This window comes from Microbispora sp. H10949 (assembly GCF_014161435.1).
GTDB lineage: Bacteria > Actinomycetota > Actinomycetes > Streptosporangiales > Streptosporangiaceae > Microbispora > Microbispora triticiradicis.
In genome coordinates, this window is the sequence record NZ_JABBWZ010000012.1 from 190,920 (window position 1) to 212,909 (window position 21,990).

General features: G+C 70.3%; 23 protein-coding genes and 1 riboswitch. Of the genes, 14 read left to right on the plus strand and 9 right to left on the minus strand.

What is annotated here, in order from left to right:
• The first annotated feature begins 18 nt into the window (after positions 1 to 18).
• The 3 genes from HHX40_RS29075 to HHX40_RS29085 are packed head-to-tail and all read left to right on the plus strand — an operon-like array spanning position 19 to position 1,882.
• The gene (locus tag HHX40_RS29075) at positions 19 to 945 is read left to right on the plus strand and encodes an SPFH domain-containing protein (RefSeq protein ID WP_182883123.1); all 927 of its coding nucleotides are present in this window, start codon (positions 19 to 21) and stop codon (positions 943 to 945) included.
• A 2-nt stretch (positions 946 to 947) separates the two neighbouring features.
• Entirely contained in the window at positions 948 to 1,220 is a 273-nt protein-coding gene (locus HHX40_RS29080) for a hypothetical protein (RefSeq protein ID WP_310738337.1), read from the plus strand.
• A gap of 14 nt (positions 1,221 to 1,234) precedes the next feature.
• Positions 1,235 to 1,882: a GOLPH3/VPS74 family protein gene (locus HHX40_RS29085; protein WP_182883124.1), complete on the plus strand. Its 648-nt coding sequence runs from the start codon at positions 1,235 to 1,237 to the stop codon at positions 1,880 to 1,882.
• 57 nt (positions 1,883 to 1,939) lie between these two features.
• On the opposite strand, the gene HHX40_RS29090 is transcribed toward HHX40_RS29085, so the two are convergent.
• Positions 1,940 to 2,521, minus strand: coding sequence for a TetR/AcrR family transcriptional regulator (locus HHX40_RS29090; protein ID WP_182883125.1), 582 nt, complete (start codon positions 2,519 to 2,521; stop codon positions 1,940 to 1,942).
• 83 nt (positions 2,522 to 2,604) lie between these two features.
• Here HHX40_RS29090 and HHX40_RS29095 point away from each other — a divergent pair, with 83 nt between their 5' ends.
• Positions 2,605 to 3,813 carry an FAD-dependent monooxygenase gene (locus HHX40_RS29095; protein WP_182883126.1) on the plus strand — a complete coding sequence of 403 codons (1,209 nt, stop codon included), beginning with the start codon at positions 2,605 to 2,607 and terminating at the stop codon, positions 3,811 to 3,813.
• A gap of 241 nt (positions 3,814 to 4,054) precedes the next feature.
• On the opposite strand, the gene HHX40_RS29100 is transcribed toward HHX40_RS29095, so the two are convergent.
• The 3 genes from HHX40_RS29100 to HHX40_RS29110 form a co-directional block, all read right to left on the minus strand.
• Complete coding sequence (locus HHX40_RS29100; protein ID WP_182883127.1) at positions 4,055 to 5,896, minus strand: family 43 glycosylhydrolase; 1,842 nt, start codon at positions 5,894 to 5,896, stop codon at positions 4,055 to 4,057.
• A gap of 353 nt (positions 5,897 to 6,249) precedes the next feature.
• Positions 6,250 to 6,819 (minus strand): hypothetical protein, encoded by a 570-nt coding sequence (locus HHX40_RS29105; RefSeq protein ID WP_182883128.1) that lies wholly within the window; start codon positions 6,817 to 6,819, stop codon positions 6,250 to 6,252.
• Positions 6,820 to 6,972: 153 nt separating this feature from the next.
• A complete protein-coding gene (locus HHX40_RS29110; RefSeq protein WP_138459458.1) occupies positions 6,973 to 7,551 on the minus strand; it encodes a helix-turn-helix domain-containing protein in 579 nt (192 codons plus the stop codon).
• 132 nt (positions 7,552 to 7,683) lie between these two features.
• Between HHX40_RS29110 and HHX40_RS29115 the strand changes: the two genes are divergently transcribed.
• From HHX40_RS29115 to HHX40_RS29125, 3 genes are all read left to right on the plus strand, one after another.
• Positions 7,684 to 8,793 (plus strand): hypothetical protein, encoded by a 1,110-nt coding sequence (locus tag HHX40_RS29115; protein ID WP_182883129.1) that lies wholly within the window; start codon positions 7,684 to 7,686, stop codon positions 8,791 to 8,793.
• A gap of 338 nt (positions 8,794 to 9,131) precedes the next feature.
• Positions 9,132 to 9,291, plus strand: a riboswitch (cyclic di-AMP (ydaO/yuaA leader).
• Positions 9,292 to 9,421: 130 nt separating this feature from the next.
• Positions 9,422 to 9,925 (plus strand): C40 family peptidase, encoded by a 504-nt coding sequence (locus tag HHX40_RS29120; RefSeq protein ID WP_220499702.1) that lies wholly within the window; start codon positions 9,422 to 9,424, stop codon positions 9,923 to 9,925.
• 165 nt (positions 9,926 to 10,090) lie between these two features.
• Positions 10,091 to 10,834: an SAM-dependent methyltransferase gene (locus HHX40_RS29125; protein ID WP_111700587.1), complete on the plus strand. Its 744-nt coding sequence runs from the start codon at positions 10,091 to 10,093 to the stop codon at positions 10,832 to 10,834.
• 9 nt (positions 10,835 to 10,843) lie between these two features.
• Here the strand turns inward: HHX40_RS29125 and HHX40_RS29130 are convergent, their stop codons facing one another.
• Positions 10,844 to 11,827 carry a BtrH N-terminal domain-containing protein gene (locus HHX40_RS29130; RefSeq protein ID WP_182883130.1) on the minus strand — a complete coding sequence of 328 codons (984 nt, stop codon included), beginning with the start codon at positions 11,825 to 11,827 and terminating at the stop codon, positions 10,844 to 10,846.
• Positions 11,828 to 11,936: 109 nt separating this feature from the next.
• Between HHX40_RS29130 and HHX40_RS29135 the strand changes: the two genes are divergently transcribed.
• The 3 genes from HHX40_RS29135 to lgt all read left to right on the plus strand — a co-directional run bounded on the left by HHX40_RS29135 (position 11,937) and on the right by lgt (position 16,129).
• Entirely contained in the window at positions 11,937 to 13,145 is a 1,209-nt protein-coding gene (locus HHX40_RS29135; protein WP_182883131.1) for a hypothetical protein, read from the plus strand.
• Between the two features lie 567 nt (positions 13,146 to 13,712).
• Complete coding sequence (locus HHX40_RS37270) at positions 13,713 to 15,077, plus strand: cellulose binding domain-containing protein (protein WP_182883132.1); 1,365 nt, start codon at positions 13,713 to 13,715, stop codon at positions 15,075 to 15,077.
• A gap of 191 nt (positions 15,078 to 15,268) precedes the next feature.
• On the plus strand, positions 15,269 to 16,129 hold the full coding sequence (lgt, locus tag HHX40_RS29145) for a prolipoprotein diacylglyceryl transferase (protein ID WP_182883133.1): 861 nt from the start codon (positions 15,269 to 15,271) through the stop codon (positions 16,127 to 16,129).
• A gap of 15 nt (positions 16,130 to 16,144) precedes the next feature.
• Here lgt and HHX40_RS29150 read toward each other — a convergent pair whose 3' ends face one another.
• Together HHX40_RS29150 and HHX40_RS29155 are read right to left on the minus strand one after the other, a co-directional pair.
• Complete coding sequence (locus HHX40_RS29150) at positions 16,145 to 16,759, minus strand: histidine phosphatase family protein (RefSeq protein ID WP_182883134.1); 615 nt, start codon at positions 16,757 to 16,759, stop codon at positions 16,145 to 16,147.
• Between the two features lie 38 nt (positions 16,760 to 16,797).
• Complete coding sequence (locus HHX40_RS29155; protein ID WP_182883135.1) at positions 16,798 to 18,045, minus strand: PEP/pyruvate-binding domain-containing protein; 1,248 nt, start codon at positions 18,043 to 18,045, stop codon at positions 16,798 to 16,800.
• 58 nt (positions 18,046 to 18,103) lie between these two features.
• Between HHX40_RS29155 and HHX40_RS29160 the strand changes: the two genes are divergently transcribed.
• The 3 genes from HHX40_RS29160 to HHX40_RS29170 all read left to right on the plus strand — a co-directional run bounded on the left by HHX40_RS29160 (position 18,104) and on the right by HHX40_RS29170 (position 19,868).
• Positions 18,104 to 18,499, plus strand: coding sequence for a DNA-binding protein (locus HHX40_RS29160; RefSeq protein ID WP_182883136.1), 396 nt, complete (start codon positions 18,104 to 18,106; stop codon positions 18,497 to 18,499).
• Positions 18,496 to 19,131, plus strand: a complete 636-nt coding sequence (locus HHX40_RS29165) for a transcriptional regulator (protein WP_182883137.1) — start codon at positions 18,496 to 18,498, stop codon at positions 19,129 to 19,131. Before HHX40_RS29160 ends, HHX40_RS29165 begins: the two co-directional genes overlap by 4 nt.
• Positions 19,132 to 19,301: 170 nt before the next feature.
• Positions 19,302 to 19,868, plus strand: a complete 567-nt coding sequence (locus tag HHX40_RS29170; RefSeq protein ID WP_182883138.1) for a hypothetical protein — start codon at positions 19,302 to 19,304, stop codon at positions 19,866 to 19,868.
• A gap of 37 nt (positions 19,869 to 19,905) precedes the next feature.
• Here the strand turns inward: HHX40_RS29170 and HHX40_RS29175 are convergent, their stop codons facing one another.
• Both HHX40_RS29175 and HHX40_RS29180 read right to left on the minus strand, forming a co-directional pair.
• Positions 19,906 to 21,078, minus strand: a complete 1,173-nt coding sequence (locus HHX40_RS29175) for a hypothetical protein (RefSeq protein ID WP_182883139.1) — start codon at positions 21,076 to 21,078, stop codon at positions 19,906 to 19,908.
• A complete protein-coding gene (locus tag HHX40_RS29180; protein ID WP_182883140.1) occupies positions 21,075 to 21,554 on the minus strand; it encodes a SigE family RNA polymerase sigma factor in 480 nt (159 codons plus the stop codon). The genes HHX40_RS29175 and HHX40_RS29180 overlap by 4 nt, the downstream gene beginning before the upstream one ends.
• Positions 21,555 to 21,800: 246 nt before the next feature.
• Here HHX40_RS29180 and HHX40_RS29185 point away from each other — a divergent pair, with 246 nt between their 5' ends.
• Entirely contained in the window at positions 21,801 to 21,962 is a 162-nt protein-coding gene (locus HHX40_RS29185; RefSeq protein ID WP_182883141.1) for a hypothetical protein, read from the plus strand.
• Positions 21,963 to 21,990 lie beyond the last annotated feature (28 nt).

Consider the following 21,990-nt stretch of genomic DNA (forward strand, 5'->3'; position numbering starts at 1 on the left):
ACATCGAGGAGCGTGCACATGACAGACCTGCAGATCGCCGTCGACATGCCGGCCCCCCAGACGCACGAGAGAGCGGCCCGCGAAACCGGGGGATGGCCGATGCTGATCCTGGCCCTGGTGGGCCTGCTGAGCCCCTTCGTGCTGGTCCCGGTCGGAATCGGCATCGCGGCCGACGGGAGCGGCGGCTCGGGGGCCGTGCTGATCATCGCCGGGGTGCTGCTCCTCCTGGTGGCCGTCGTCGCCTTCACCGGGCTCACCGCGGTCGCTCCGGGCGAGGCGCGCGTGATCCAGTTGCTCGGCCGCTACGTAGGCACGGTCCGTACGCCCGGCCTCCGGTTCGTGGTCCCCTTCACGCAGAAGCGCCGGGTGTCGACCCGGATCCGCAACCACGAGACCGACGTCAGCAAGGTCAACGACGCCGACGGCAACCCGATCGAGATGGCCGCGGTGGTGGTCTGGCAGGTGGAGGACACCGCGAAGGCCGTCTTCGAGGTGGACGACTTCGTGGAGTTCGTCGCCTTCCAGACCGAGACGGCGGTCCGCCACATCGCGGGCAGCTACCCCTACGACGGGCACGACGACGTGCTCTCCCTGCGCCAGAACGCCGACGAGATCACCGGCCGCCTGTCGGCCGAGATCCAGGCCCGGGTGGCCTCGGCGGGGGTCCGGGTGATCGAGTCGCGCATCACCCGCCTGGCGTACGCCCCCGAGATCGCGCAGGCCATGCTGCGCCGCCAGCAGGCCGGAGCGGTCGTCGCGGCACGTCAGCGGATCGTGGAGGGCGCGGTCGGCATGGTCGAGGCTGCCCTGGCCCGCCTCGACGAGCACGACGTGATCGAACTGGACGAGGAGCGCAAGGCCACCATGGTCAGCAACCTGCTCGTCGTCCTGTGCGGCGACCGGGACGTGCAGCCCGTGGTCAACACCGGTTCCCTCTACCGCTGACCGTGGCGACCGACCGGAAGAGCATCCTGCTGCGACTGGACCCCGCCGTGCACGACGCGCTGGCCCGGTGGGCCGGTGACGAACTACGCAGCACCAACGCGCAGATCGAGTTCCTGCTCCGCCAGGCGCTGGCGGAGGCGGGGCGGCTTCCCCGCGAGGCCGCCCGCATCCCCCGGCGCGGCCGACCGCCCAGGACATCGGCCCCGCCCAACGGCTCCGCGGCCTCCCAGGAGCCCGACGAGCCCGAAGGCGGAGCTCCGCCCGGAGACGACTGAGAGAAGGCGACCTCATGAACGTTCCCGGCTCCCTGCCGGCCCGGCTCTACCTGCTCGGCTACGACCCCCGTAAGGAGCGGGTGGTGACGAACTACCGCTTCCCGTACCTGCTCCGCGCCGCCGCGCTCACCGAGCTGCTCCTCGACGGCCGGATCGCCGACGAGCGCGGCAAGGTGCGGGTGGTGAGCGAGAAGCCGCTCGGCGATCCGGTCCTGGACGACCTGCTGCACCAGATCGCCGGGTCCCGCCCCAAGCCGTGGCGGCACTGGATCGACAAGGACGGCCGCGCGACGGTCCGGGCGGTCCGGGACGAGCTGGAGACGCGGCACTGGGTCCGCGTGGAGCTGCGCCAGCCGTTCCTCCTGGTCTTCAACAGGACCCGGGTGCGCGTGCGCGATCCGCGCGTGGTGAAGCGGCTCACGACGCAGGTCACCACCGCGCTCAACGGTCCCATGTCCCGGGTCGGCGAACGGGAGGCCGCCCTGGTCGCGCTGGCCGCCGCGGGCGAGCTCCGGACGGTGCTGCCGCGGGCCAGGCGGAAGGCGTACCGGCAGCGCATCGCCGAGCTGGGCGAACGCGGCGGACCGGCGACGCCCGCCCTGCGCAAGGTCATCCAGCAACTGCACGCGGCGTCCGCCGCCGCCATGAGCGGGGGCGGCTGACCCGCCCGCACGACTCGTACGGCCCCGGCGTTCCGGGGCGGCGGGTCCCCGGGGGCGTCACTGTGCGGCGAGGCCTGGGGCGATCGTGCGCAGCGCCTCGGCGAGGTCGGCGGCGGACGGCGCCTCGTCGGGATCGACGAGCCACTGCGCCGCCATGCCGCCGAGCAGCGCCTGGTAGAACGCGCCGACGGCCATCGCCTTCCGCGGATCCGCGGCCGGGTCGAGGTTCTCGAAGAGCGCCGCGAGTCCCAGCTTCGCCTGGCGGTTGGCCGTCGCGAAGGCCTCCCGCAGCTCGGGCATGCGGTCCATCTGCGCGATGAGCTCGAACTGGATGGCCCACAGGGGCCTCAGCCTGGCGAAGGACTCGATGATCCGGTTCCAGGTGGCCTCGAACCGCTGCGCGGGCGTCTCGCCGAGCGCCGGTCCGGCGGCCAGGGTCCGCTCGATCTCCTTGCCCCACTCCTCCATCGCATCGACGAGAGCCGCGTTGAGCAGCGCCTTCGTCGACCTGAAGTGGTAGCCGATGGAGGCGAGGCTGGTGCCGGCCGCGGTCGCGATGTCACGCGCGGTGGTGCCGGAGTACCCCTTCTCCATCAGGCATCGCCTGGCACCGGCGAGCAGGTCTTCCCGGTTTCCCATGCGCAGATCCTAACCGATTGACGGACCGATGTCTGAGACATCTGTACTAGACAAAATATTGAGACGTTTGTACAGTCCGAGTCGTGACGAACATCCTGATCTCCGGCGGAAGCGTCGCCGGGCTGACGCTGGCGTACTGGTTGCGTGAGTACGGGTTCACCCCCACCGTCGTCGAGCGCGCTCCCCGTCTGCGGGAGGGCGGCTACAAAATCGACATCCGGGGCGCGGCACTCGACGTCGTCAGCCGCATGGGCCTGCTGGACGAGGTGCGCCGGCACAGCACGGACATGCGCGTCGCACGCTTCGTCGACGCCCGGGGGAAGCAGGTCGCGACGATGAACGCCGAGGTGTTCGGCGGCCGCGAGGGCGACGACGTCGAGATCATGCGCGGCGACCTCGTCCGGATCCTGCACGGTGCGGCCGGAGACGGTGTCGAGTACCTCTTCGACAACTCCGTCACCGCCCTGGAGCGGACGCCCGGAGGGGTGCGCGTCACCTTCGAGAGCGGCCCCCCGAGGACGTTCGACCTGGTGGTGGGTGCCGACGGCCTCCACTCCAACGTCCGCGCGCTGGCCTTCGGCGAGGAGTCCCGGTTCGTCCGCGACCTCGGGCACCACATCTCGATCTTCACGGTGCCCAACCACCTCGGCCTGGACCGCACCGAGATGATGCACCCGGCGCCGGGCCGGAGCGCCGGGATGTACGGCACCCGGCGAGACGCCGACGCCAGGGCGATGTTCCTGTTCTCCTCCCCGCCGGGGGCCGGCGACGGGCGGGACGTCACCCGGCAGAAGAAGCTGCTCGCCGAGGTCTTCGCGGACCAGGGCTGGGACGTCCCGCGCCTCCTCGACGCCATGTGGGACGCGCCGGACTTCTACTTCGACTCGATCAGCCAGGTGTGCATGGACGGCTGGTCGTCGGGCCGCGTGGCCCTCGTGGGCGACGCCGCCTACGGGCCCTCCCCCGCGTCCGGGCAGGGCACCAGCCTGGCCCTGGTCGGCGCCTACGTGCTGGCGGGCTGCCTCGCCGCCGCGGCCGGAGACCACACCGCCGGGTTCACCGCGTACGAGCGTGAGATGCGGCACTTCGTCGAGGAGAACCAGAAGCTCGCGGCCGCCAACATCAAGGGCATGGTGCTGAGGTCCGCGGCGCAGATCCGCTTCCAGATGCTGATGCTGCGCCTGATGCCGCACCTGCCGGGTAAGGACCGGATGATCGAGCGGGTCACCGGGCCGATCCGCCGGGCCGCGACCGCGATCACGATCCGGGACTACCGGGTCCCGTCCGTATGAGCCGCACCGCCGGGCGTCCCAGGCCGGGCGGGGCTTCTGGGGCCGCCCGGAATGACGGTGCGCCCGGCTGCGCCCCCACGGCGGAACCGGGCGCACCGAGCCGGCCCCGGACTCTGGCGGCAGAACGGCGGCGAGATGGCATGGGGATGGCGGCGAACCCCCCGTCGCGAGGCCGGTGCTCGCGCGGGTCCGGTGGGTCCGCCGCCTCCTGGTGGGCGGCGCCGTCAGGGCGCCGCCGGTCTCACGATCCGGTGCAGGTGACGGTGGGAGTCGACGCCGTACCGTTGGCGAGGAAGCCGAACGTCGTCGACGCGGACGGCGCGAGCGAGCCGTTGTACGAGGCGTTGCTCACGGAGACCGTCGAGCCGCTGGTGGTCAGCGTGCCGTTCCAGACCTGGCTGATGGTCTGGCCGCCGGCCAGGGTCCACTTGACGGTCCAGCCGCTGATCGCCGAGCTTCCGGCCGTCACGGTGACCTCTCCCTGGAAGCCGCCGGACCACGTGTTGGTGGTGCGGTAGGTCGCGCTGCAGGCGCCGGTGACCGGCGGAGTCGGCGTGCGCGTGGGCGTGGCCGACGGTGACTGCGAGGGCGACTGCGAGGGCGACTGGGAGGGGGACTGCGACGGCGACTGGGAGGGGGACTGCGACGGGGACTGCGACGGCGACTGCGAGGGCGTGGCCGAAGGCGACGGCTGGCCGTTGCCGCTGAACTGCCACCAGTTCACGTTGAACAGGTTGCCGCTGCCGCCGGTGAACTTGAGGTACAGGTCGTGGGTGCCCGTCGCGCCGTTCACCGAGCAGGAGACGGTGGTCCAGGTCTGCCACCCGCCGGTGCCGGAGACGTTGCACGTGCCGACCAGGGTGCCGTTGACGCCGTCCAGGTGCAGCTCGATCTTGCCGCCGGAGTTGGCGGAGGCGACCCGGGCGCTGAAGGACGTCGCGCCGGAGCCGAAGGCGACCCCCTTGACCTTGATGTAGTCGCCGTTCTCGATGAACCCGACGTTCATGCCGCCCTCGGTGGAGGCCTCGGTCTCCACACCCGACTCCCACGCGATCGTCTCGGCCTCCTGCCGGACGTACGGGTTGAGCGTGCCGATCTGCGGCGCCCCGGTCGTGGTCATGTTGATCGTCGGGATCGACCCGTCAGAGCCGTAGGTGAACTTCTCCACCGCCACCGAGCGCGTGTATCCGCCACCGCCCGGCAACGCGCCGTTGTGGTAGAAGAAATACGACCCGCCGTTGTAGTCGATGATCCCCGGGTGGTTGGTGAAGCTGCTGCCCTGCGTCGACATGATCGTGCCGCGGTAGGTCCACGGCCCGGTCGGGCTGGAGGAGGTCGAATAGGCGATGAACTCCGAGCAGCACTTGGCCGCGAACACCATGTAGTACAGGCTGCCCCGCTTGTAGAACCAGGGCCCCTCCTCGAACAGCGTCGGCCGGTTGGCGTCCCCGGTGCGGGTGCCGAACCCCGACGTGGTCAAGGTGACCTTGGTCGCGCTGCCGGAGTAGGAGATCATGTCGCTGTTCAGCTTGACGTACCACAGGTTCGGGTTGCCCCAGTACAGGTAGGCCTGCCCGTTGTCGTCGATGTAGACGGTCGGGTCGATCTCCCCGTTCTCGACCAGCGGGCGCCCGATGGCGTCCTTGAACGGGCCGGTGGGGCTGTCGGAGACGGCCACGCCGATGGCCATCCGGCCGGTCGAGCGGTTGGTCGTGGGGACGTACCAGTAGAACTTGCCGTTGCGGTAGACCGCCTGGCCCGCCCAGGCGTCCGACTTCGCCCAGCTGAAGGTGGCCACGCTCAGCGGGGAGCCGTGGTCGGTCCAGTTCACCATGTCGGTGGTGGAGAAGACCCGCCAGTCCTTCATCGTGAAGTAGGTCGAGCCGTCCTCGTCGTGACCGGTGTAGAGGTACACCCGCCCGTTGTAGACCAGCGGGGCCGGGTCAGCGGTGTAGATCGTCTGCACGATGGGGTTGTCCGCCTTGGCCGTCGTGGCCGGCAGCAACGCCGCCATGCACAACAGGCCCGCCATCCAGACGACACCACGCCTGAGCCGGGCCCGAAGGGTGAACGCCGATCCCATACTCACCTCCTGGGGTAGTGACCACGCGACTTGCGCATCGACACGTTCAGCGGCGACAAGTACTACCTAATTGTTAGCGTTAACAATCACGGGCGCACGATTCCGTTCGCCCGCTTGTACGGAATTCGTCTCCGTCAACGCGTGCCGCGGCGACCGTGGACATCGCCACGGCGCGGAGCCAATCCCATGCGGGCGGGATGGTCAAGGTTCCGGGCCCGCGCCCCGGCGGCGTCACGCGCCCGGGCCACCCGTCCTGAACTGTGTCCGGAGCGCCGCGACCGGGACCTCCGTACCCGTGCGGGGTGTGAAACTTTCAGCTCCGCGACGCGGCGGAAAACCTGCCCATCCGCCGGTCAGCCACCCGGGCCGACCTCGTTGTCCGGCGCGCCGTCGCCTGCCGTGGGCAGGTCGCCTCGTTCCACCGGCACGCGGGGCGGCGCGGTGCCGGCCTTCCCGTCGCCGGTGGCGCGCCGCGCCCCGGCGACGGCCGCCTTCAGCGCCGCCCGGCCGACGTCCGTCACCCCTCCGCTCAGCTTGATGAGGACGTCTCCCCTGAGCGCGACGTACTCGTGGCGGTCACCGGCCATCCGATACCAGCCCACCTCGTCGTGGACGCAGAGGACCAGCGCGTCCGGGGGCGTGGCGAGGTTGATCGGAGTGCTCCGGCACACGTCGTCGTCGAAGGCGCCCCGGTCGACCCGCAGTTCCACCTGACGTCCGCCGGGCGCGGTGTAGAAGACGCCGAACCCCTCCTCGCCGACCCCGCCCATGGACTGCTCGGCCATCTCGTATCCCGGCAGATCGACGAGGTAGACGAGGTCGGGCGCGACCCCCAGCTCCCGCAGGTGATCCATGTCCACACCGGAGGAGGCCGTCACCGACCCGCACGCGCCCAGGCAGGCGAGCCCGAGAGCCGCCGCCATGGCCCATCGGCCTCTCCTCACCCGGTCATCGTCCCCGGCCGGGAGCGTTCGACCACCGCGCGAGCCGCATCGTCGCTCCTTGATCGCCTGCAGGTGTCCCCATTATGCGCGGAAAGCCGTGGTTCGTCCTTGAGACGGTTCAGCGGGCGTCTCCTACGCGCCGCGTGGTTTCGCCCGGACGTGCATGCGTTCGCCCTGGGTGCCGAACAGGCTGAGGATCTCCACCGGCGCCTCGCCGGTGCTGCCGAACCAGTGCGGCAGCCGGGTGTCGAACTCCGCGGCCTCCCCCGCCCTGAGGACGAGGTCGTGTTCGGCGAGCACCAGCCGCAGCCTCCCGTTGAGCACGTAGAGCCACTCGTAGCCCTCGTGCGTACGCGGCTCGGGATCACAGCGCTCCACCGAAATGATCATCTTGTACGCCTGCAGCCCGCCGGGGTGCTGGGTCAGGGGCACGATCGTCGAGTCCCAGCGGCTGATGGGCTTCAACCGCACCCGGGGGTCGCCGACCGGCGGCGCGCCGACGAGTTCGTCGAGCGGCACCTGGTAGGCCCGCGCCAGCGGCAGCAACAGCTCCAGCGTGGGCTTGCGTTCGCCGGACTCCAGGCGCGACAGGGTGCTGACCGAGATGCCGGTGGACTCCGCGAGCCGGCTCAGCGTGCTGCCGTTCTGCCTGCGCAGCGCACGCAGCCGGGAACCGACGGAGGCCAGGACGGCGGCGTCGTCGTTTGCCATACCGGCAATCCTACTTGTCGTTTTCGCACGCGGACAGGCCGATTCCACCGCATCCGCGCCGGAAGTCGCGTGGCCGCCCGGTGAACGAATGTCCTCGATCGGACGTCATATGGGCGAACGGAGGGGAGCGTCATGCGTACCGCAGTCGTCACAGGGGTGATGGTTCTCGGCCTGGCGAGCGTGCCGCCCGTGGCCGCGTCCGGTGCGGCCCACCAGGGCCACCTGGGCTATCAGGGCTACCAGGCGGAGGCGCCCGCGCCCACGTGGAAGCCGGTCAGGGTGAACACGCTGCCCGGGGACGACGTGCTCAACGACGTGACGGTCCTGGGCAACGGGTCGGTGTGGGCGGCCGGGCACCGGGTCGTGAACGGCAGGCAGCGGGGTCTCGTCCAGCGGTTCGACGGCCGATCCTGGCGGGTCGTCCCGAACAGCCCGCCGTACGAGCTGCGGGCCGTGACGGCCACCTCCGGCACGAACGCGTGGGTCTTCGGCGAGGGCAGGGCCGCGCGCTGGAACGGCCGCGGATGGACCACGATCTCCCTGGGCAGTGGCTTCTCGGCGACGGACGCCGACTCGACGGGCGCGAAGGACGTCTGGGCGGTCGCCGGGACGGCCGCCACGGCGAGGCACTGGAACGGGTCCTCCTGGAAGAGCGTCCGGCTGCCGGGCCGCGCCTCCGCCGTCGACGCGTACAAGGCCGGCGTGGCCTGGGCGGCGGGCGTCAAGGGCAACCATCCCTCGATCATGCGGTGGAACGGGACGTCCTGGACCCTGGTCCCGGCTCCGGCCCTCACCCTTCCCGCGCCGGACGCCGTCGTGACCATCCAGGACATCGCGGTCGTGGGATCGAAGAACGTGTGGGCCGTCGGCGGGGTCAGCTGGGAGGGCGCCGACGAGGAGGGCGACGACGTCAACTTCGGCCGCACCCTGGTGATGCACTGGAACGGCAGGTCGTGGACCGTCTCCATCGGCTCCGCCAACGCCCAGCCGTACACCGAGGTGGAGCCCGACGGCAGGGGCGGCGTCTGGGTCCTGCAGGGCAACTGGAACCCCACCCTGTGGCAGGTCACGGGCTCGACGTGGCGACAGGCCCGGCTCGTCCGGAAGTCCGGCACCGACGCCGTCGTGTTCTCCGTCGCCCGCAGGCCGGGAACGACGACGATGTGGGGCGCGGGCTTCAGCGTCCCGCAGGGCGACCCCGACGACCCCTCGGCCAACGGCACGTTCTGGCGTACGCAGTGACCGTCTGACCTCGCCACGCCGTGGACCGACGGCGTGGCGAGCGCTTCGGGATCGCCCGCGGCCGGTGGAAGATGCCCCGCCGGCCGGATGCGCGCGCCCTGGCGACCTGCGGAAGGCCGATCGGCCGGTGTGACGAGCGTCACGTTTTCCGACTACCACACCTGCCCTGACCTGCAGCTCCCCGCTTTATGATCCCTTTATGCGGTCATAATCCCATTTGCCCCCTTTGCGGCAATATGGCGTGTCTTGGTAGTTTCCTTGCCCAACGAACCCGGCCAGCCCGTGTTCGGAAAGCGCATCCACTGTCACCGGCGCCATGTCCTCTCCCGCCCCCCTGGGCGCCGGTGATGCCGAATCCGTGCAGCAAGGAGGCCCGGAGCCGGGGAACCAATCGACCTTCCATCCGAAGGTCCGGGGTGAATCGGCGCGTAAGCGCTGTAGGGCGACTTCCCTGCCCGAATCCGTCAGCTAACCCGGTAGGCGCAAGCGGAAGACCCTAGGAGAGATCCCCCTGTCCGCCAACCCCACCAATCTGCTTCGCGCTGCCTGCGTCACGCTCGGTAGCGCAGCGCTCACCGTCTCCCTGGCAGGCTTCGGCGCCCTGCCTGCCGGCGCCGTCACGGGGACCGTGACAGCCCCGCCCCCGGACTCGACGGCCATCCCGCCCGAGCCCCCCGTCACGGCGTTCACCCCGTACGCCGGAGAGACGCCCACGGCCTCCACGGCGGAGGCCTCCGTCAACACGAAGCTCACCAAGGCCGCTGTCCAGCAGGAGAAGGCCGAACTCGCCATCAAGGTGGCGAAAAAGCAAATCGGCGATCCCTACGTCTGGGGCGCCACGGGCCCGGGGGCGTTCGACTGCTCCGGGCTGGTCCAGTTCGCCTGGCGCAAGGCCGGCGTCAAGATCCCGCGTACGACGTGGTCGATGCTCAACGCCGTCAAGAAGAAGGTCTCCCTGGCGCGTCTCAAGCCGGGCGACCTCATCTTCACCAGCGGCGGCGGCCACGTGGGCATGTACATAGGGAACAAGAAAGTGATCAACGCTCCCCACTCCGGCGCGGTGGTCAGGGTCGACCGCCTCAAGGGCTACTGGAGGAGCAACTTCGTCACCGCCGTACGCCCCGGCGTGTGACCCCGGCGTCGTGGACGACACCCCGGCGGGGACGTCCGGTCACACGTGACCGCGTCTCCGCCGGGGGCCGGCCAGGCCGGCGGCACGCCGGCGGTCGTCCCGGCGCCGCCTGTAAGGGCGGATTCGGCTTGCCGCAAGGGTTCGGGGATGCGGAAGGATTGGGCCATGGACCGCCAGCTGATCAGCCATCTCGCTCATCGGGACCACCCCATCGCCGCGCCGGTCTCCGGTGCCAACGTGACCCGGCTGCTGCGCCGGGCCCGGCTGGCCGAGGGGGCGAGAATCCTCGATCTCGGCTGTGGCGAGGCGGCCTGGACGCTGCGCGCGCTGGCGCTCTACCAGGACGCGACCGCCGACGGTGTGGACATCTCCGCGCTCGGCCTCAAGGCGGCGGAACAGGCGGCCGAGGTCCAGGGCGTCTGGGAACGCATCCGGTTCCACGAGCGGCCGGCCGCCGACTTCCCGGTCGCCGAGCAGTACGACCTCGTGCTCTGCGTCGGGGCCACGCACGCGTTCGGCGGGCTCGTCCCGACCGTCGAGCACGTCCGCCGTTACCTGCGGCCGAACGGGCTGGCACTGGTGGGCGAGGGCTTCTGGGAGCGCGAGCCGACCACGGAGGCGCTCACCCGGCTGGGCGCCGCGAAGTCGGAGTTCCTCGACCTGCCCGGCACCGTCGCCGCCGCCGAGTCCCCCGGTTTCGACGTCGTCCACGCGTACACCAGCGATCTGGCCGAATGGGACGAATACGAGTGGTCCTGGACGGGCACGCTGCTGCGCTGGGCCAACGAGCATTCCGGCCCGGACGCCGACGACGCTCGCACGGCGGCTCTGGAGCACCGTGACATGTGGCTGCGCGGTTACCGGGGCATCCTGGGGTTCGTCACGCTCCTCCTCCAGCGCAGGAACTGACCCGATCCCCTACAGCTGACGGAGCACCCGCATGGCGTCCTCCTCCAGGCGCGAAAGGTCGCGGAGGATGACCCCGGCCTGCTCCAGGTGTCCCGCGTCACCGCTTTCTCCCGCCTTCGCGATCAGGACGGACACCTCCGTCCAGAGGCCGGCGGCCTCGGCGTACAGGCGGTGACCGGTGCGGAGGCCGCCGTCGTCGATCAGCCGGGTGCACTCGTCGAGGAAGTCGCGGTAGAGGGCGCGGAACAGGGCGCCGCCGGTTCCGCCCTTCTCCATGAGGAGAGCGGCCTGCGGCAGGTCCCGCCGCGGCTCGGCTGCGCGTAGCAGCCATCCGGGCACCTGCTTGCCGGCCTTCTCGATGCCGCGGTGGCCCAGGTTCGCGATGGGAGCGGCGAGGAAGGCGTCGGCGCAGTCCCGGATGGCGGGGATGATCTGGTCCCGCCAGTTGAGCGGGCGGGCCGGCAGGGTGAGGGTGAAGGACCGGTTCCTGGCGGTCATCGGGCCGCGTTCGGCCCGCGCCCTGGCGAGGCCGTCCCGGCCGGTGCGTACCGCTCCACCCTGCTGGTCGGTGTCCACCAGGTAGACCTCGTGCTCGTCGTAGCCGTACATCGCGACGACATGACCACCGAAGTGCACCTTGGAGCGGAAGTAGTCCAGGTGGTAGCAGTCGAGCTGGAGGCCGACCGGCCGGCCCGCGTCGACGCGGGCGGCCACATTCTCCCACGCCTTGCGCGACGAGGTGGTCTCCTCGGTCGCCAGCGTCAGTCCCAGCCGGGCGGCCAGGTTCCTGGTGAGTTCGAACGGCTTGACCCGGCCGCCGAGAAAGGGGATCGGCATGGCCTTGCTGTCCCAGTAGACGAAGGACAGGCCCGACCCCAGCCCGAACAGCATGGGCTCGGACAGATCGAGCCCCTCGTGCCGCAACAGCACCCCCAGCGCCGTCGTCTCGCAGTGGCGCATGCCACGGGTCTCGACGTCCTTCACGAAGGTCATGCGTCGCTCTCCTCATGCCGGCCGACGGTCACCCTGACACCTCTATCGCACCTGATGTGAGTAGGGAGGTACTCATGCGGAGCGTCAGAGGCCTCTTTAGCCTTCGAGCATGTCGATCGAGCTCGCCGTCGCGCTGGGCGCGATCGCCACCAAGGCGGCCGTCACCGCGCTGCTCCAGCAGGGCGCGTGGGACGACGCCAACTGGGCGATCGTCGCGCACCAGGTGATCGACGCCGTGGTCGGCGTGCGGAACCGGCCCGACGCGGGGGTGCAGCGGATCGGCCAGCGGTTGGACGTGCTGGAGCGGCAGATCGCGGCGGTGGGGCGGAAGGTCGACCTGATCCCGGTACGGGAGTTCGACGAGCACATGGCCGCAGGGCGCCGGTACATGCGGGACCTACGGGACCAATGGCGCACCGCCTACGACCGGTACGCGCTCGTCGAGCGAGCACAGCACGAGTTCGTCCGTGCGTTCGGCATCGCGGAGAACATGAAGGACGCGTCCCGGCAGGCGCTGGCGGACACCGCCATCGCGGGCTGCTGGTTGTGGGTGCCCTCCATGCCGGACGTGATCAAGACCATCGGGCAGGCACGGCTGATCCTGGAACAGGAGTTGCTGTTCGGCGCGACCCTGCCCACCAGCTCGTACGCCGATGTGGTCAGGCTCTGCAGGGCGTACGGCGAGTGTCCCGCATGGACCGGGAATCCCGTCGTGCCGGCGAGCGGTCCGCCGACGCCCGGCGCCCGGGTGGCCGTCAGGGCCGAGTACAACCGGTGGACCAGATGCGCGGGCGTCGACATGCGGGTCAACCCGGCAGGCGACGACGGTGCTCGGCAGCGGACGGTCACGACGCGCAGCGGGCTGGTGATTCCGGTTGACACGGCGCCGGGCCCGCAGGAGCGGGTGAAGATCGAGCTGCACAACAGGCGCGCCGACTGGATCTCGGTGTCGGTGACGGCGGACGCCGTCGTCGTACGGCTGCCGCAGCACAACAAGCTGCCGGGCCAGAACAGGGTGGCCCCGGGGAGCTCGGCCTCGCTGACTCTGCCTCGGCCGGGGTTCTCGGCGTCCTTCTCACCGTACGGAAGCCCTTCAGCCCTGCCGTCGGATCAGTACTTCGCGAACCCGCGGAACGGCCTGGCCTCGAACCCGTCGCCGATACCGCCGATCCCTGCCATCGGTTTCGTCCTGCCGCGGTCCTCCAAGCGGCTCCAGACCGCACCGCCGCCCTCGACGCCGCGGATCCCCCCTCCCAGGCGCAACCAGAGAACGTCCTGGTGGCAATCCGCCCTGGACTGGGTCGAGGAAAACTGGTGACTCCGATTCCGCCGGTGCCATGACCGCCGGGCCTCGGCGCCGGAGGGGCCTGAAGCGCAAAGCTCCGAGATGAAATTTTCATCTAGGCGGCGACGGCGGCCTCGGCCTTTTCCCTGGTCAAAACCGAAGGAATGGCCGCTCCCGGGCGAAGGGCCGTCGAGGAGAAGACAAGATCCTTGACACGCTTCATGACTTCCTATTTGCTCCGGTTCACCACCACTTCCAGTCGCCCGTTAGAGAGGAGCACTTGGCCGCCCCCGTCACTGTTAGCGTTAACAAACCGTGGCCTCAAAAAACACACGGCAATGCGCCATGCCGACGCTGACGGACATCTGAACTCGCCCTGCTCTTCTGCAGCAGGGAAGGGGCGAGCACGCACACGCCGACGACGGTCGGTCACCGCGCCGCTCCGGGTCGACTGACGGTGGGCTCACCTGGCGTTTGAATCCGTCCGGCAGGGCTGCCCGGCCGGCATGCACAGGCCGCGGACGCCCCACCGGACGAAAAAACAAATGGCTTCCCTATCGACACACGTCCATTTTCGAATGGCAAGGGAGTTGCGGGAAATTGAGACAGAAATCCATTTTCGCCGCTGTCGCGGCGGCCGCGCTTCTCGTTCTGGCGACGGGACAGGCGGCGCTGAGCGACAGCCTTGGCACGGCCAAGTCGTCCTCGGCCACCGCCGTCGCGGCGGCGACCGCCGGATGCGGTAAGACCCCGACGCTGAGAAGCGGTTCACAGACGATCACCACCAGCGGCAAGAATCGTAGCTGGATCCTGAGGATTCCCGACAACTACGACAACACCCGCCCCTACCGGTTGATCATCGCGTACCACTGGCTGAACGGCACCGCCCAGATCGTCGACTCGGGCGGCTCGGACGGAGCCGTCTGGGCCTACTACGGGCTCAAGCAGGTCTCCAACAACAGCACGATCTTCATCGCGCCGCAGGGCATCAACAACGGCTGGGGCAACAGCAACGGTGAGGACCTGACCTTCACCGACGACATGCTGAAGCTTGTCGAGAGCAACCTCTGCGTCGACACGACGCAGCGCTTCGCCCTGGGGTGGAGCTACGGCGGCTCGATGAGCTTCGCGGTCGCGTGCGCCCGGCCGACGGTCTTCCGTGCCGTCGCGGTCTACTCCGGCGCGCAGCTCAGCGGGTGCAACGGCGGCACCCAGCCCGTCGCGTACATGGGCATCCACGGCACCCACGACTCGGTGCTCAACATCTCGCAGGGACGGGCGCTGCGTGACAGGTTCGTCTCGAACAACGGCTGCACGCCCCAGAGCCCGCGGGAACCCGCGCAGGGCAGCCTGACGCACATCATCACCGCCTACTCGGGATGCCGGGCCGGATACCCGGTCGTCTGGGCCGCGTTCGACGGGGACCACACCCCCTCTCCCAATGACGGGTCCACCTCCACCAGCGGCGCCAGGACCTGGACGACGGCTGAGGTGTGGAAGTTCTTCACCCAGTTCCAGTCCGGCCCGTCGCAGTCGCCCTCGGCTTCGCCGTCCCAGTCCCCGTCGCAGTCGCCCTCGCAGTCGCCGTCCCAGTCCCCGTCGCAGTCGCCGTCGCAGTCGCCGTCGCAGTCGCCCAGCGGCGGACCGGGCGCCTGCCGCGTCACCGCCACGGTCAACGCGTGGAACAACGGCCTGACCGAGAACCTCGCCATCACCAACACGGGTTCCTCCACCGTCAACGGCTGGTCGCTCGTCTTCACCCTCCCCGGCGGGCAGACCATCACCAGCGGGTGGAACGCCACCTACTCGCCCACCAGTGGCCAGGTCACCGCGAAGAACATGAGCTACAACGGCACGCTGGCGCCCGGAGCCACCACTGAGGTCGGCTTCCAGGCCACCCACACCGGCAACGCCGGCAAGCCCACCTCGTTCACCCTGAACGGAAGCCCCTGCACCGTCGCCTGATCGGCGAGGATCGCCGGGGGTGGCGCCCGACCGGGCGCCACCCCCGCACGCGTCCGTGCGTACGGCCACGACGACGCGGTCCGGCGCGCGAGGCGCCGGAAGGAGGAGCCCCGCAGGGGCTCCTCCTTCCGCACCTTTGCGATGAGGTCACGAAGGCGGCCAGGCGGCCGCACGTTGGCTAGCCTCACCGCATGCCCCTCGCCTCGATCCCCAGCCCTGCCCAAGGGGTCTGGCACCTCGGATTCATCCCGATCCGGGCCTACGCGTTGTGCTTCGTCCTCGCCATCCTCTTCGGCGTCTGGCTCAGCGAGCGGCGCTGGCGCGCCCGCGGCGGCGAGAAGGGCGTGATCAGCGACCTCGCGGTGCCCGCGGTGGTCTTCGGGCTGGTCGGCGCCCGCCTCTACCACGTCATCACCGACTGGCAGACCTACTTCGGCCCGCGCGCGATCAAGGAGCCCTACCGGGCGTTGTTCGTCTGGGAGGGCGGGCTCAGCATCTGGGGCGCGGTCGCCCTGGGAGGCGTGGGCATGTGGCTGGCCTGCCGCCGCCGGGGGGTGCCCCTGGGCGCTGTGGCCGACACGGTCGCGCCCGCCATCGCGTTCGGGCAGGCGATCGCCCGCTGGGGCAACTGGTTCAACCAGGAGCTGTACGGCGGTCCGACCACGTTGCCATGGGGCCTGGAGATCGACCAGGCCCACGGCGGTGAGCCAGGCGTGCTCTACCACCCGACGTTCCTGTACGAGTCGCTGTGGGACGCGGCGCTCGGTTTCGCACTGATCCTGGCCGGCAGGCGGTTCACGCTGCACCACGGCCGCCTGTTCGCCCTCTACGTCGCCGGCTACACGTTCGGGCGGTTCTGGATCGAAGGGCTGCGGATCGACCCCGTGGGCGGAGTGGACCACGCGGTGACGCTCCTCGGGCTGCGGATCAACCAGTGGACCTCGATCGTGCTGTTCGTCGGCGCGCTGGTGTATCTCTGGGCGACGCGTGACAAGGACGGCGAACAGATCCCGGTGCCGGCCGCACAACAGGGCCGGCCCGCACAGGATTGAATCCCTGCAGCCGCCTCACGGCCTGATGCCTGCGGGGAACCCGGTCCAGCGCAGGCCGGGCGGAAGGTGGCTCATGTCGTTGAACATCACGATCGTGGGCGGCAGCCCGCGCCGGTACTCGATGACCGTCAGCGCGGTGTTGGCGCTGTTCAGCCCGAGCCACCGGGACGGCGGCGCGTCCATCGCGTGCCGCACCAGCCACGCGATCGGGTAGGCGTGCGTCACCAGGACCTCGTTCACGTCGGGCCGGGTCCCTTTCGTGCCCGGATCGGGGACCTTCGCGAACCTGGCGACCAGGGCCTCGGCGAGCCTCCGGCCCGAAGCCGCCTCGGTGTCGTCGTAGCCGTCGAAGAAGCCCGCCCAGGACGCGGGCGTCTCGGCCGCGCCGGGAACGTAGGGCACGTGGTCGGCGAGTTCGGCGGCCTCGGCCACGGGCACGTCCGGTAGGTGACGGGCGATCTCGTGCGCGCTCGCCACGGCACGTGGCAGCGGAGAGTGCCACACGGCGTCGACCGGCAGGCCCGCGAGCCGTTCGCCCAGCAGGCCCGCCTGCCGGCGCCCGATGTCGGTGAGTTCCCCGAACGCGTCGGCGGCGCCGTGACGTGCCAGGTAGAGGCGTCGGATCGGCATCGGGATGCTCGGGTTCCGGTCGGCTTGGCGCTGCCCGGTCACGCGTTCGCCGCCGTGACGGTGCCGTTGGTGCCGTCGACGGTGACGACGGTGTCGTCGCGGAGCCTGCTCGTCGCGGCCGGGATGCCGAGGACGGCGGGGATGGCGTGCTCTCGCGCGACGATCGCGGCGTGCGAGAGCACGCCTCCGGTCTCGGTGACGACGCCGGCGGCGATGCGCAGCAACGGCGTCCAGGCGGGGTCGGTGAAGGGGCAGACGAGGATGTCGCCCGGGCGTACGCGCGCGAAGTCGCCGGGACCGCGGACGATCCTCGCGGTTCCGGTCACGGTCCCGCGACTGCCCGGCGTTCCGGTGAGCGTGGCGGACGGGATGCCGGAGACGCGGGAACGCGCCGCCGACGGTGGGAGTGCGGCGGTGACCGGCCGTGCCTGCAGAACCCAGGCGCGGCCGTCGGCGATCGCCCACTCGATGTCCTGCGGTCCGCCGAGCACGGCGGCGATCCGTCTGCCCAGCGCGGCCAGCCGGGTGGCGGTCGCGTCGCCGACCGCCGGCCGCTTCCGGGCAGCGGTGGGCACGTCCTCGACCACGAGCCGCGCGCCGCGCCGGTCGAGGCGCTGCCGCTTGTCCGCGATGGTACGGGTGACCGACCCGTCCGCGGCGACGAGGTAGGCGTCAGGGGTGACCCTGCCCTCGACGACGCTCGGGCCGAGTCCCCAGGACGCCTCGATCCGGGTCGCGTCGCCGGAGTCCGCGGGGGTGAACATGACACCGGACGCCTCGGCGTCCAGATGGCGTTGGACGATGACGGCCATCAGAAGATCGTCGGAAGAATGGCCGGCACGGCCGGAGGCGGCCCGGTAGGCGACGGCACGCGTAGAGAACAGCGAGGCCCAGCAGGCACGTACGGCCTTGGCGACCTCGTCGGCTCCGTGCACGGCGAGGAAGCTCTCGTGCTGACCGGCCGCCGACGCCTGTCCGGTGTCCTCCTTCGCCGCCGACGACCGCACCGCCACGGGCGGATCGCCGATCTCGCCGAGCGCGCGCCCCAGCGCGTCGATCTCGGCGGCGTGGACGGGGCGGTCCTCGATCGTCCGCCGGGCCGCGGCGACGCCGTCCGGCTCGCCGGCGAGCCGCCCGAGGTCCAGGTCGCGGACGGCGGCGAGGTAGGCGGCGAACGGGACGACGAAGCCGTCGGGCACCGGCAGACCCGCGCGGAGCAACGCACCGAGCGCGCCGGCCTTCCCCCCGCAGGTATCGGCGACGGCCTTAACGAGGGGTACGATCATCCGCCCGCCCTTCAACGTTTCATTGACAACAATTTGTTGATTGTGCATTGTGAGACCCATGCACCGCAAGGACGACATGGCGCACGGCGCGCACGCCGACCACGTACAGGCCCAGCGTGAGCGGGACGCGCGTGAGCGTCTTCTGCGCCTGGGCGCGGACACGCTCGACGCCCGTCCGTGGCGACCCCCGCCCGCCCCGCCGTCGGCGGTCGACCTCGTGCAGTTCGCCGTCTGGCGCAACGCCGACCTGGACCCGGAGGACGTCCTGAGCGCGCTCGCCCTCCTGCCCGCGGCACGAGCCGAGGTCGAAGGACTCGAATCCGCCCTGCTGTTCATCGCCCGCGGCGCGGGACTGACCTGGGCGCAGATGGCGCAGGTGATGGGGTTCAACTCCCCGCAGGCGTGCCAGCAGCACTACACCCGCCTGACGGCGCGGCAGGACGCCGAGTCGTGACGCGCGACTCCACGCCCGGCCTCCTGGTCCTGCACGCCGTGCGCGTCACCGGGTTCGCCGACACTCCGGTGATCGCCCGCCGGTACGGGCTCAACGACGTCACGACGGAGCAGGTGCTGCGCGACGCCGAGGCCCGCGGCTGGGTCGAGCACACCGCCTTCGCCGGCACCGCGGGCTGGTCGTTGACCGAACCGGGCCGGGCCGAGAACGAGCGGCAGCTCGCGGCCGAGCTCACCCGCGCCGGCGCCGCCGACGAGGTCCGCGACGTCTACCGCACGTTCCTCCCGCTGAACGCCCTCCTGCTGCAAGCCTGCACCGACTGGCAGCTCCGGCCCACCGCGGGCGATCGGCTCGCCGTCAACGACCACTCCGATCCCACCTGGGATGCTGGAGTGCTCCATGAGCTCGCCTGCGTCGAGCGGGCGCTCACGCCACTCGCGGACCGGCTCGGTCGCGTCCTCACGCGGTTCCGCGGATACGACACGCGATTCACCGCGGCCCTGGCGCGCGCCCGGGCCGGGGACGGCGCCTGGGTCGACCAGACCGGCCTGGACTCCTGCCATCGGGTCTGGTTCGAGCTCCACGAAGACCTCATCGCCACGCTCGGCCTCGACCGGCACGCGCAACCCTGACCCGCCGTCCCGGCTCGATACACGGACGGCAACTGCAATCCTTTCACACCCGTTTTTCCACTCTTGACACATCCACGGCAGCCGCCACAATGACGGTGTCGTCGCGAGTTGCGCCCTCTCGACGTGGACCATATTCCGTGGTTTTCGGGTCGAGACGTGGGAGTTCACACATGCACTCAGCATTTCGGCGTGCGTTCATGGCGGCGGTCATCGCCGCCGCGGCGATTCTCGTGCCGACGGGGCCCGCGTCCGCGGGGATCTGGCAGCTCACCGACGGGTTCGAACCGTCGACGAATCCGGCGTCCCGATGGACCTTCACCGCGAACGGGGGGTGCAGCGGGCCGGTGTTCGGCAGCGCGTCGAACACGCCGCGTACGGGGAGCGGCATGGCCGCCATGGCGGCCTTCACGAAGGGCGACTGGTGCGCGCTCGGGCGGACCATCACCCTCACGCCGGTGAGCATTCACCCCGGGGCACGATGCACCGCCGGCGTCTACACGGACCTGTGGGGCGAGTGGGCCCAGTTCAACCTTGAGGTGATCGACCCCGACACGTGGAGGTACATCGCGCTGAAGTCGATCACCCAGGACTGGGTCCACGGCTGGGAGCTTCAGACGGTGAGCTGGACGGCGCAACGCTCCGACGTCGTGCTGCGGTTCGCCGTCGTGCAGCGGGAACCGTACTGGCACAACGCGGAGGTCGATCTCGACGACGTCGTTGTGCAGTGCTCCTACTGATCGGCCGAGTCGGCCGGGCCGTCCGGCCCGGCCGGTGCTAGCGGTCCGGGTCGTGAATGACGGCCCACTTGTCACCGCGCTTGAAGTAGAGCATCTCCGTACCGATGTAGAGCGTGGGAGATGCCTTGCGGTCGTCGCGCATCCACAGCCTGCCGGCCCGTGCCGCGGCGAGATCGAAGATCACTGAGGCCTTCCGCCCCCGCTCGTCGCGCTGGTTCAGCGTCACGAAGCGGTCGGCCACGATCGACCGGGGGTTGTCGCCCGGCAGGTCCAGAACCCGGCTGCCGTCCCGGCGGATCGCCTGGCTGCCGGTGATGCACCAGGTCACAGCGCACTGCGCCCGCGCCGGATCGTCGAGCCGCTCCCCCGTGCTCAGGTTGAGCAGGTTCGTCATGGCCGCCGGACCATCGGCGGGACGCCCCGCCCAGGGCCAGGAGAAGAGACGCAACCCCTCCGTGCCCGGGACGGACGACGGTTCGCCGCCCGCCACCGGAACCTGGTTGACGCCCCCCGACCTGGTCGACGACCAGAAGATCCTGCCGCCTCCGACGGCCAGGTCCACACCGTAGACGGTGTCCCCGTTCACCTTGTCCACATCGAGCTCGGCCGGGAACGAGACCACCGCGCGGGGAGATCCCCCGGTCAACGGGATCGACATGATGCGGATGTCTCGGTCCACGTACTCGAACCAGGCGATCACACCTTCGCCCACAGCGGGCGAGTCCACCGGCGCGATGGGATGGTCGATGACGGCCAACCGGTGAAAGATTCGCGCTTCCAAGTGATAAGCCCACAGTTCAGGCGCGGGATCGTAGCCCTTCTTCGACACGTACCCGAGCATGGTGCGTGAATCGATGAACGCCTTCGGCGTGAAGGCCTCACCGTTGGGGACCTTCCGAGGGACCTCCGCGACCACCGAAGGCAGCACCTGTTCCAGCGGCGGCGCGATCTCCTCCACGATCCGCGGTTCGTGAACGAGCGGCGCGGGCTTGGCCGGGATGGCGGGTGACGGCTCGGGAGCCCGCCATGTCACGGCCGACGCCGCCCAGATCACCAGACAGGTGGCCATCGCGGTCGCCGGCACCAGGCCGCGGCGCCCGCGCCGGGTCTGTCCCTCGGTCACCTGGCGGAGCAGATCCGGCGGCACGGCCGGGATCCGCGCCTCGGCGCGGGCGAACGTACGGCGCAGCGCCTCTTCGACGTCGTTCATCGCAGGCTCCTTAGCGGGGTGACGATCTCGCGCAACTTGCCGAGGGCGCGGGACGCCTGACTTCGTACGGTCCCGGGAGAGATGCCGAGGATCTCCGCGATCTCGGCGTCCGACCGGTCCTCGTAGTAGCGCAGGACCAGTACGGCACGCTGCCTCTTGGGCAGTCTGGCCAGTTCGCCCCAGAGGTCCAGCGGGGGTTCCGCCACCGGTTGCGGCTGTTCGGGCACCTCCCATGCCAGGTGTTCGCGCCTGCGCCGTCTCCAGACGGAGATGTGCAGCCGGGTGATCGTGGTTCTCACGTAGCTCTCCGGGTTGTGCTTGCGCCGCACGCGCGGCCATGCGCCGCGCAGCCGCACCATCGCCTCCTGAACGAGGTCGGCGGCGTCGTGCGGGTTGCCGGTGAGCATGTAGGCGTAGCGGAACAACGCGTCGATCCGCTCGGCGGCGAATTCCGCGAAATCCGGCGCGTCATCCACGGGCGGGAATCCTCTCGTCCATCCCGGCTGAGACGCATCAGAACCCCGATATGTTGCATCATCTGGAATCCGCCCAAGCGGGGCAGGCCCGTACGCCGGGAAAGGCGGGCCCGCACCCGCAGGGGGCGCGTCCTCGTAAGTAGTGCCGGATCGGCTGAATGAGTAGTGCCTGCTCTACCTGCACAGGCGCCCATTGCCGATGCTGAGGGCGCAGGAGTCGGTTCCCGATCGGGAGGAGGCACCGAGATGACGGTGCAGGACATGGCCAAGCAGGTACTGGAGATCTCCGACGGCGAGGGGCGGGAACTGCTCGAGGAGTGGGCCGCCGTGGAGAACGCCACGTTCACGGCCTACGCGAGCAGATACCTCACCACCTTCATGCACCCGTGCGCCAAGACGCACTGCTGAGGTCGTAGCGGAATTCAGATCCACCTGA

Excerpts from the sequence above, each read along its gene's own strand:
- HHX40_RS29110 (WP_138459458.1), bottom strand. The coding sequence starts at position 7,551 with ATGGCAAACGACGACGCCGCCGTCCTGGCCTCCGTCGGTTCCCGGCTG.
- HHX40_RS29175 (WP_182883139.1), bottom strand. The coding sequence starts at position 21,078 with ATGAACGACGTCGAAGAGGCGCTGCGCCGTACGTTCGCCCGCGCCGAG.
- HHX40_RS29085 (WP_182883124.1), top strand. The coding sequence starts at position 1,235 with ATGAACGTTCCCGGCTCCCTGCCGGCCCGGCTCTACCTGCTCGGCTAC.
- HHX40_RS29105 (WP_182883128.1), bottom strand. The coding sequence starts at position 6,819 with ATGGCGGCGGCTCTCGGGCTCGCCTGCCTGGGCGCGTGCGGGTCGGTG.
- HHX40_RS29075 (WP_182883123.1), top strand. The coding sequence starts at position 19 with ATGACAGACCTGCAGATCGCCGTCGACATGCCGGCCCCCCAGACGCAC.
- HHX40_RS29130 (WP_182883130.1), bottom strand. The coding sequence starts at position 11,827 with ATGACCTTCGTGAAGGACGTCGAGACCCGTGGCATGCGCCACTGCGAG.
- HHX40_RS29135 (WP_182883131.1), top strand. The coding sequence starts at position 11,937 with ATGTCGATCGAGCTCGCCGTCGCGCTGGGCGCGATCGCCACCAAGGCG.
- HHX40_RS29090 (WP_182883125.1), bottom strand. The coding sequence starts at position 2,521 with ATGGGAAACCGGGAAGACCTGCTCGCCGGTGCCAGGCGATGCCTGATG.
- HHX40_RS29100 (WP_182883127.1), bottom strand. The coding sequence starts at position 5,896 with ATGGGATCGGCGTTCACCCTTCGGGCCCGGCTCAGGCGTGGTGTCGTC.
- HHX40_RS29150 (WP_182883134.1), bottom strand. The coding sequence starts at position 16,759 with ATGCCGATCCGACGCCTCTACCTGGCACGTCACGGCGCCGCCGACGCG.
- HHX40_RS29160 (WP_182883136.1), top strand. The coding sequence starts at position 18,104 with ATGCACCGCAAGGACGACATGGCGCACGGCGCGCACGCCGACCACGTA.
- HHX40_RS29115 (WP_182883129.1), top strand. The coding sequence starts at position 7,684 with ATGCGTACCGCAGTCGTCACAGGGGTGATGGTTCTCGGCCTGGCGAGC.
- lgt (WP_182883133.1), top strand. The coding sequence starts at position 15,269 with ATGCCCCTCGCCTCGATCCCCAGCCCTGCCCAAGGGGTCTGGCACCTC.
- HHX40_RS29125 (WP_111700587.1), top strand. The coding sequence starts at position 10,091 with ATGGACCGCCAGCTGATCAGCCATCTCGCTCATCGGGACCACCCCATC.
- HHX40_RS29155 (WP_182883135.1), bottom strand. The coding sequence starts at position 18,045 with ATGATCGTACCCCTCGTTAAGGCCGTCGCCGATACCTGCGGGGGGAAG.
- HHX40_RS29170 (WP_182883138.1), top strand. The coding sequence starts at position 19,302 with ATGCACTCAGCATTTCGGCGTGCGTTCATGGCGGCGGTCATCGCCGCC.
- HHX40_RS29185 (WP_182883141.1), top strand. The coding sequence starts at position 21,801 with ATGACGGTGCAGGACATGGCCAAGCAGGTACTGGAGATCTCCGACGGC.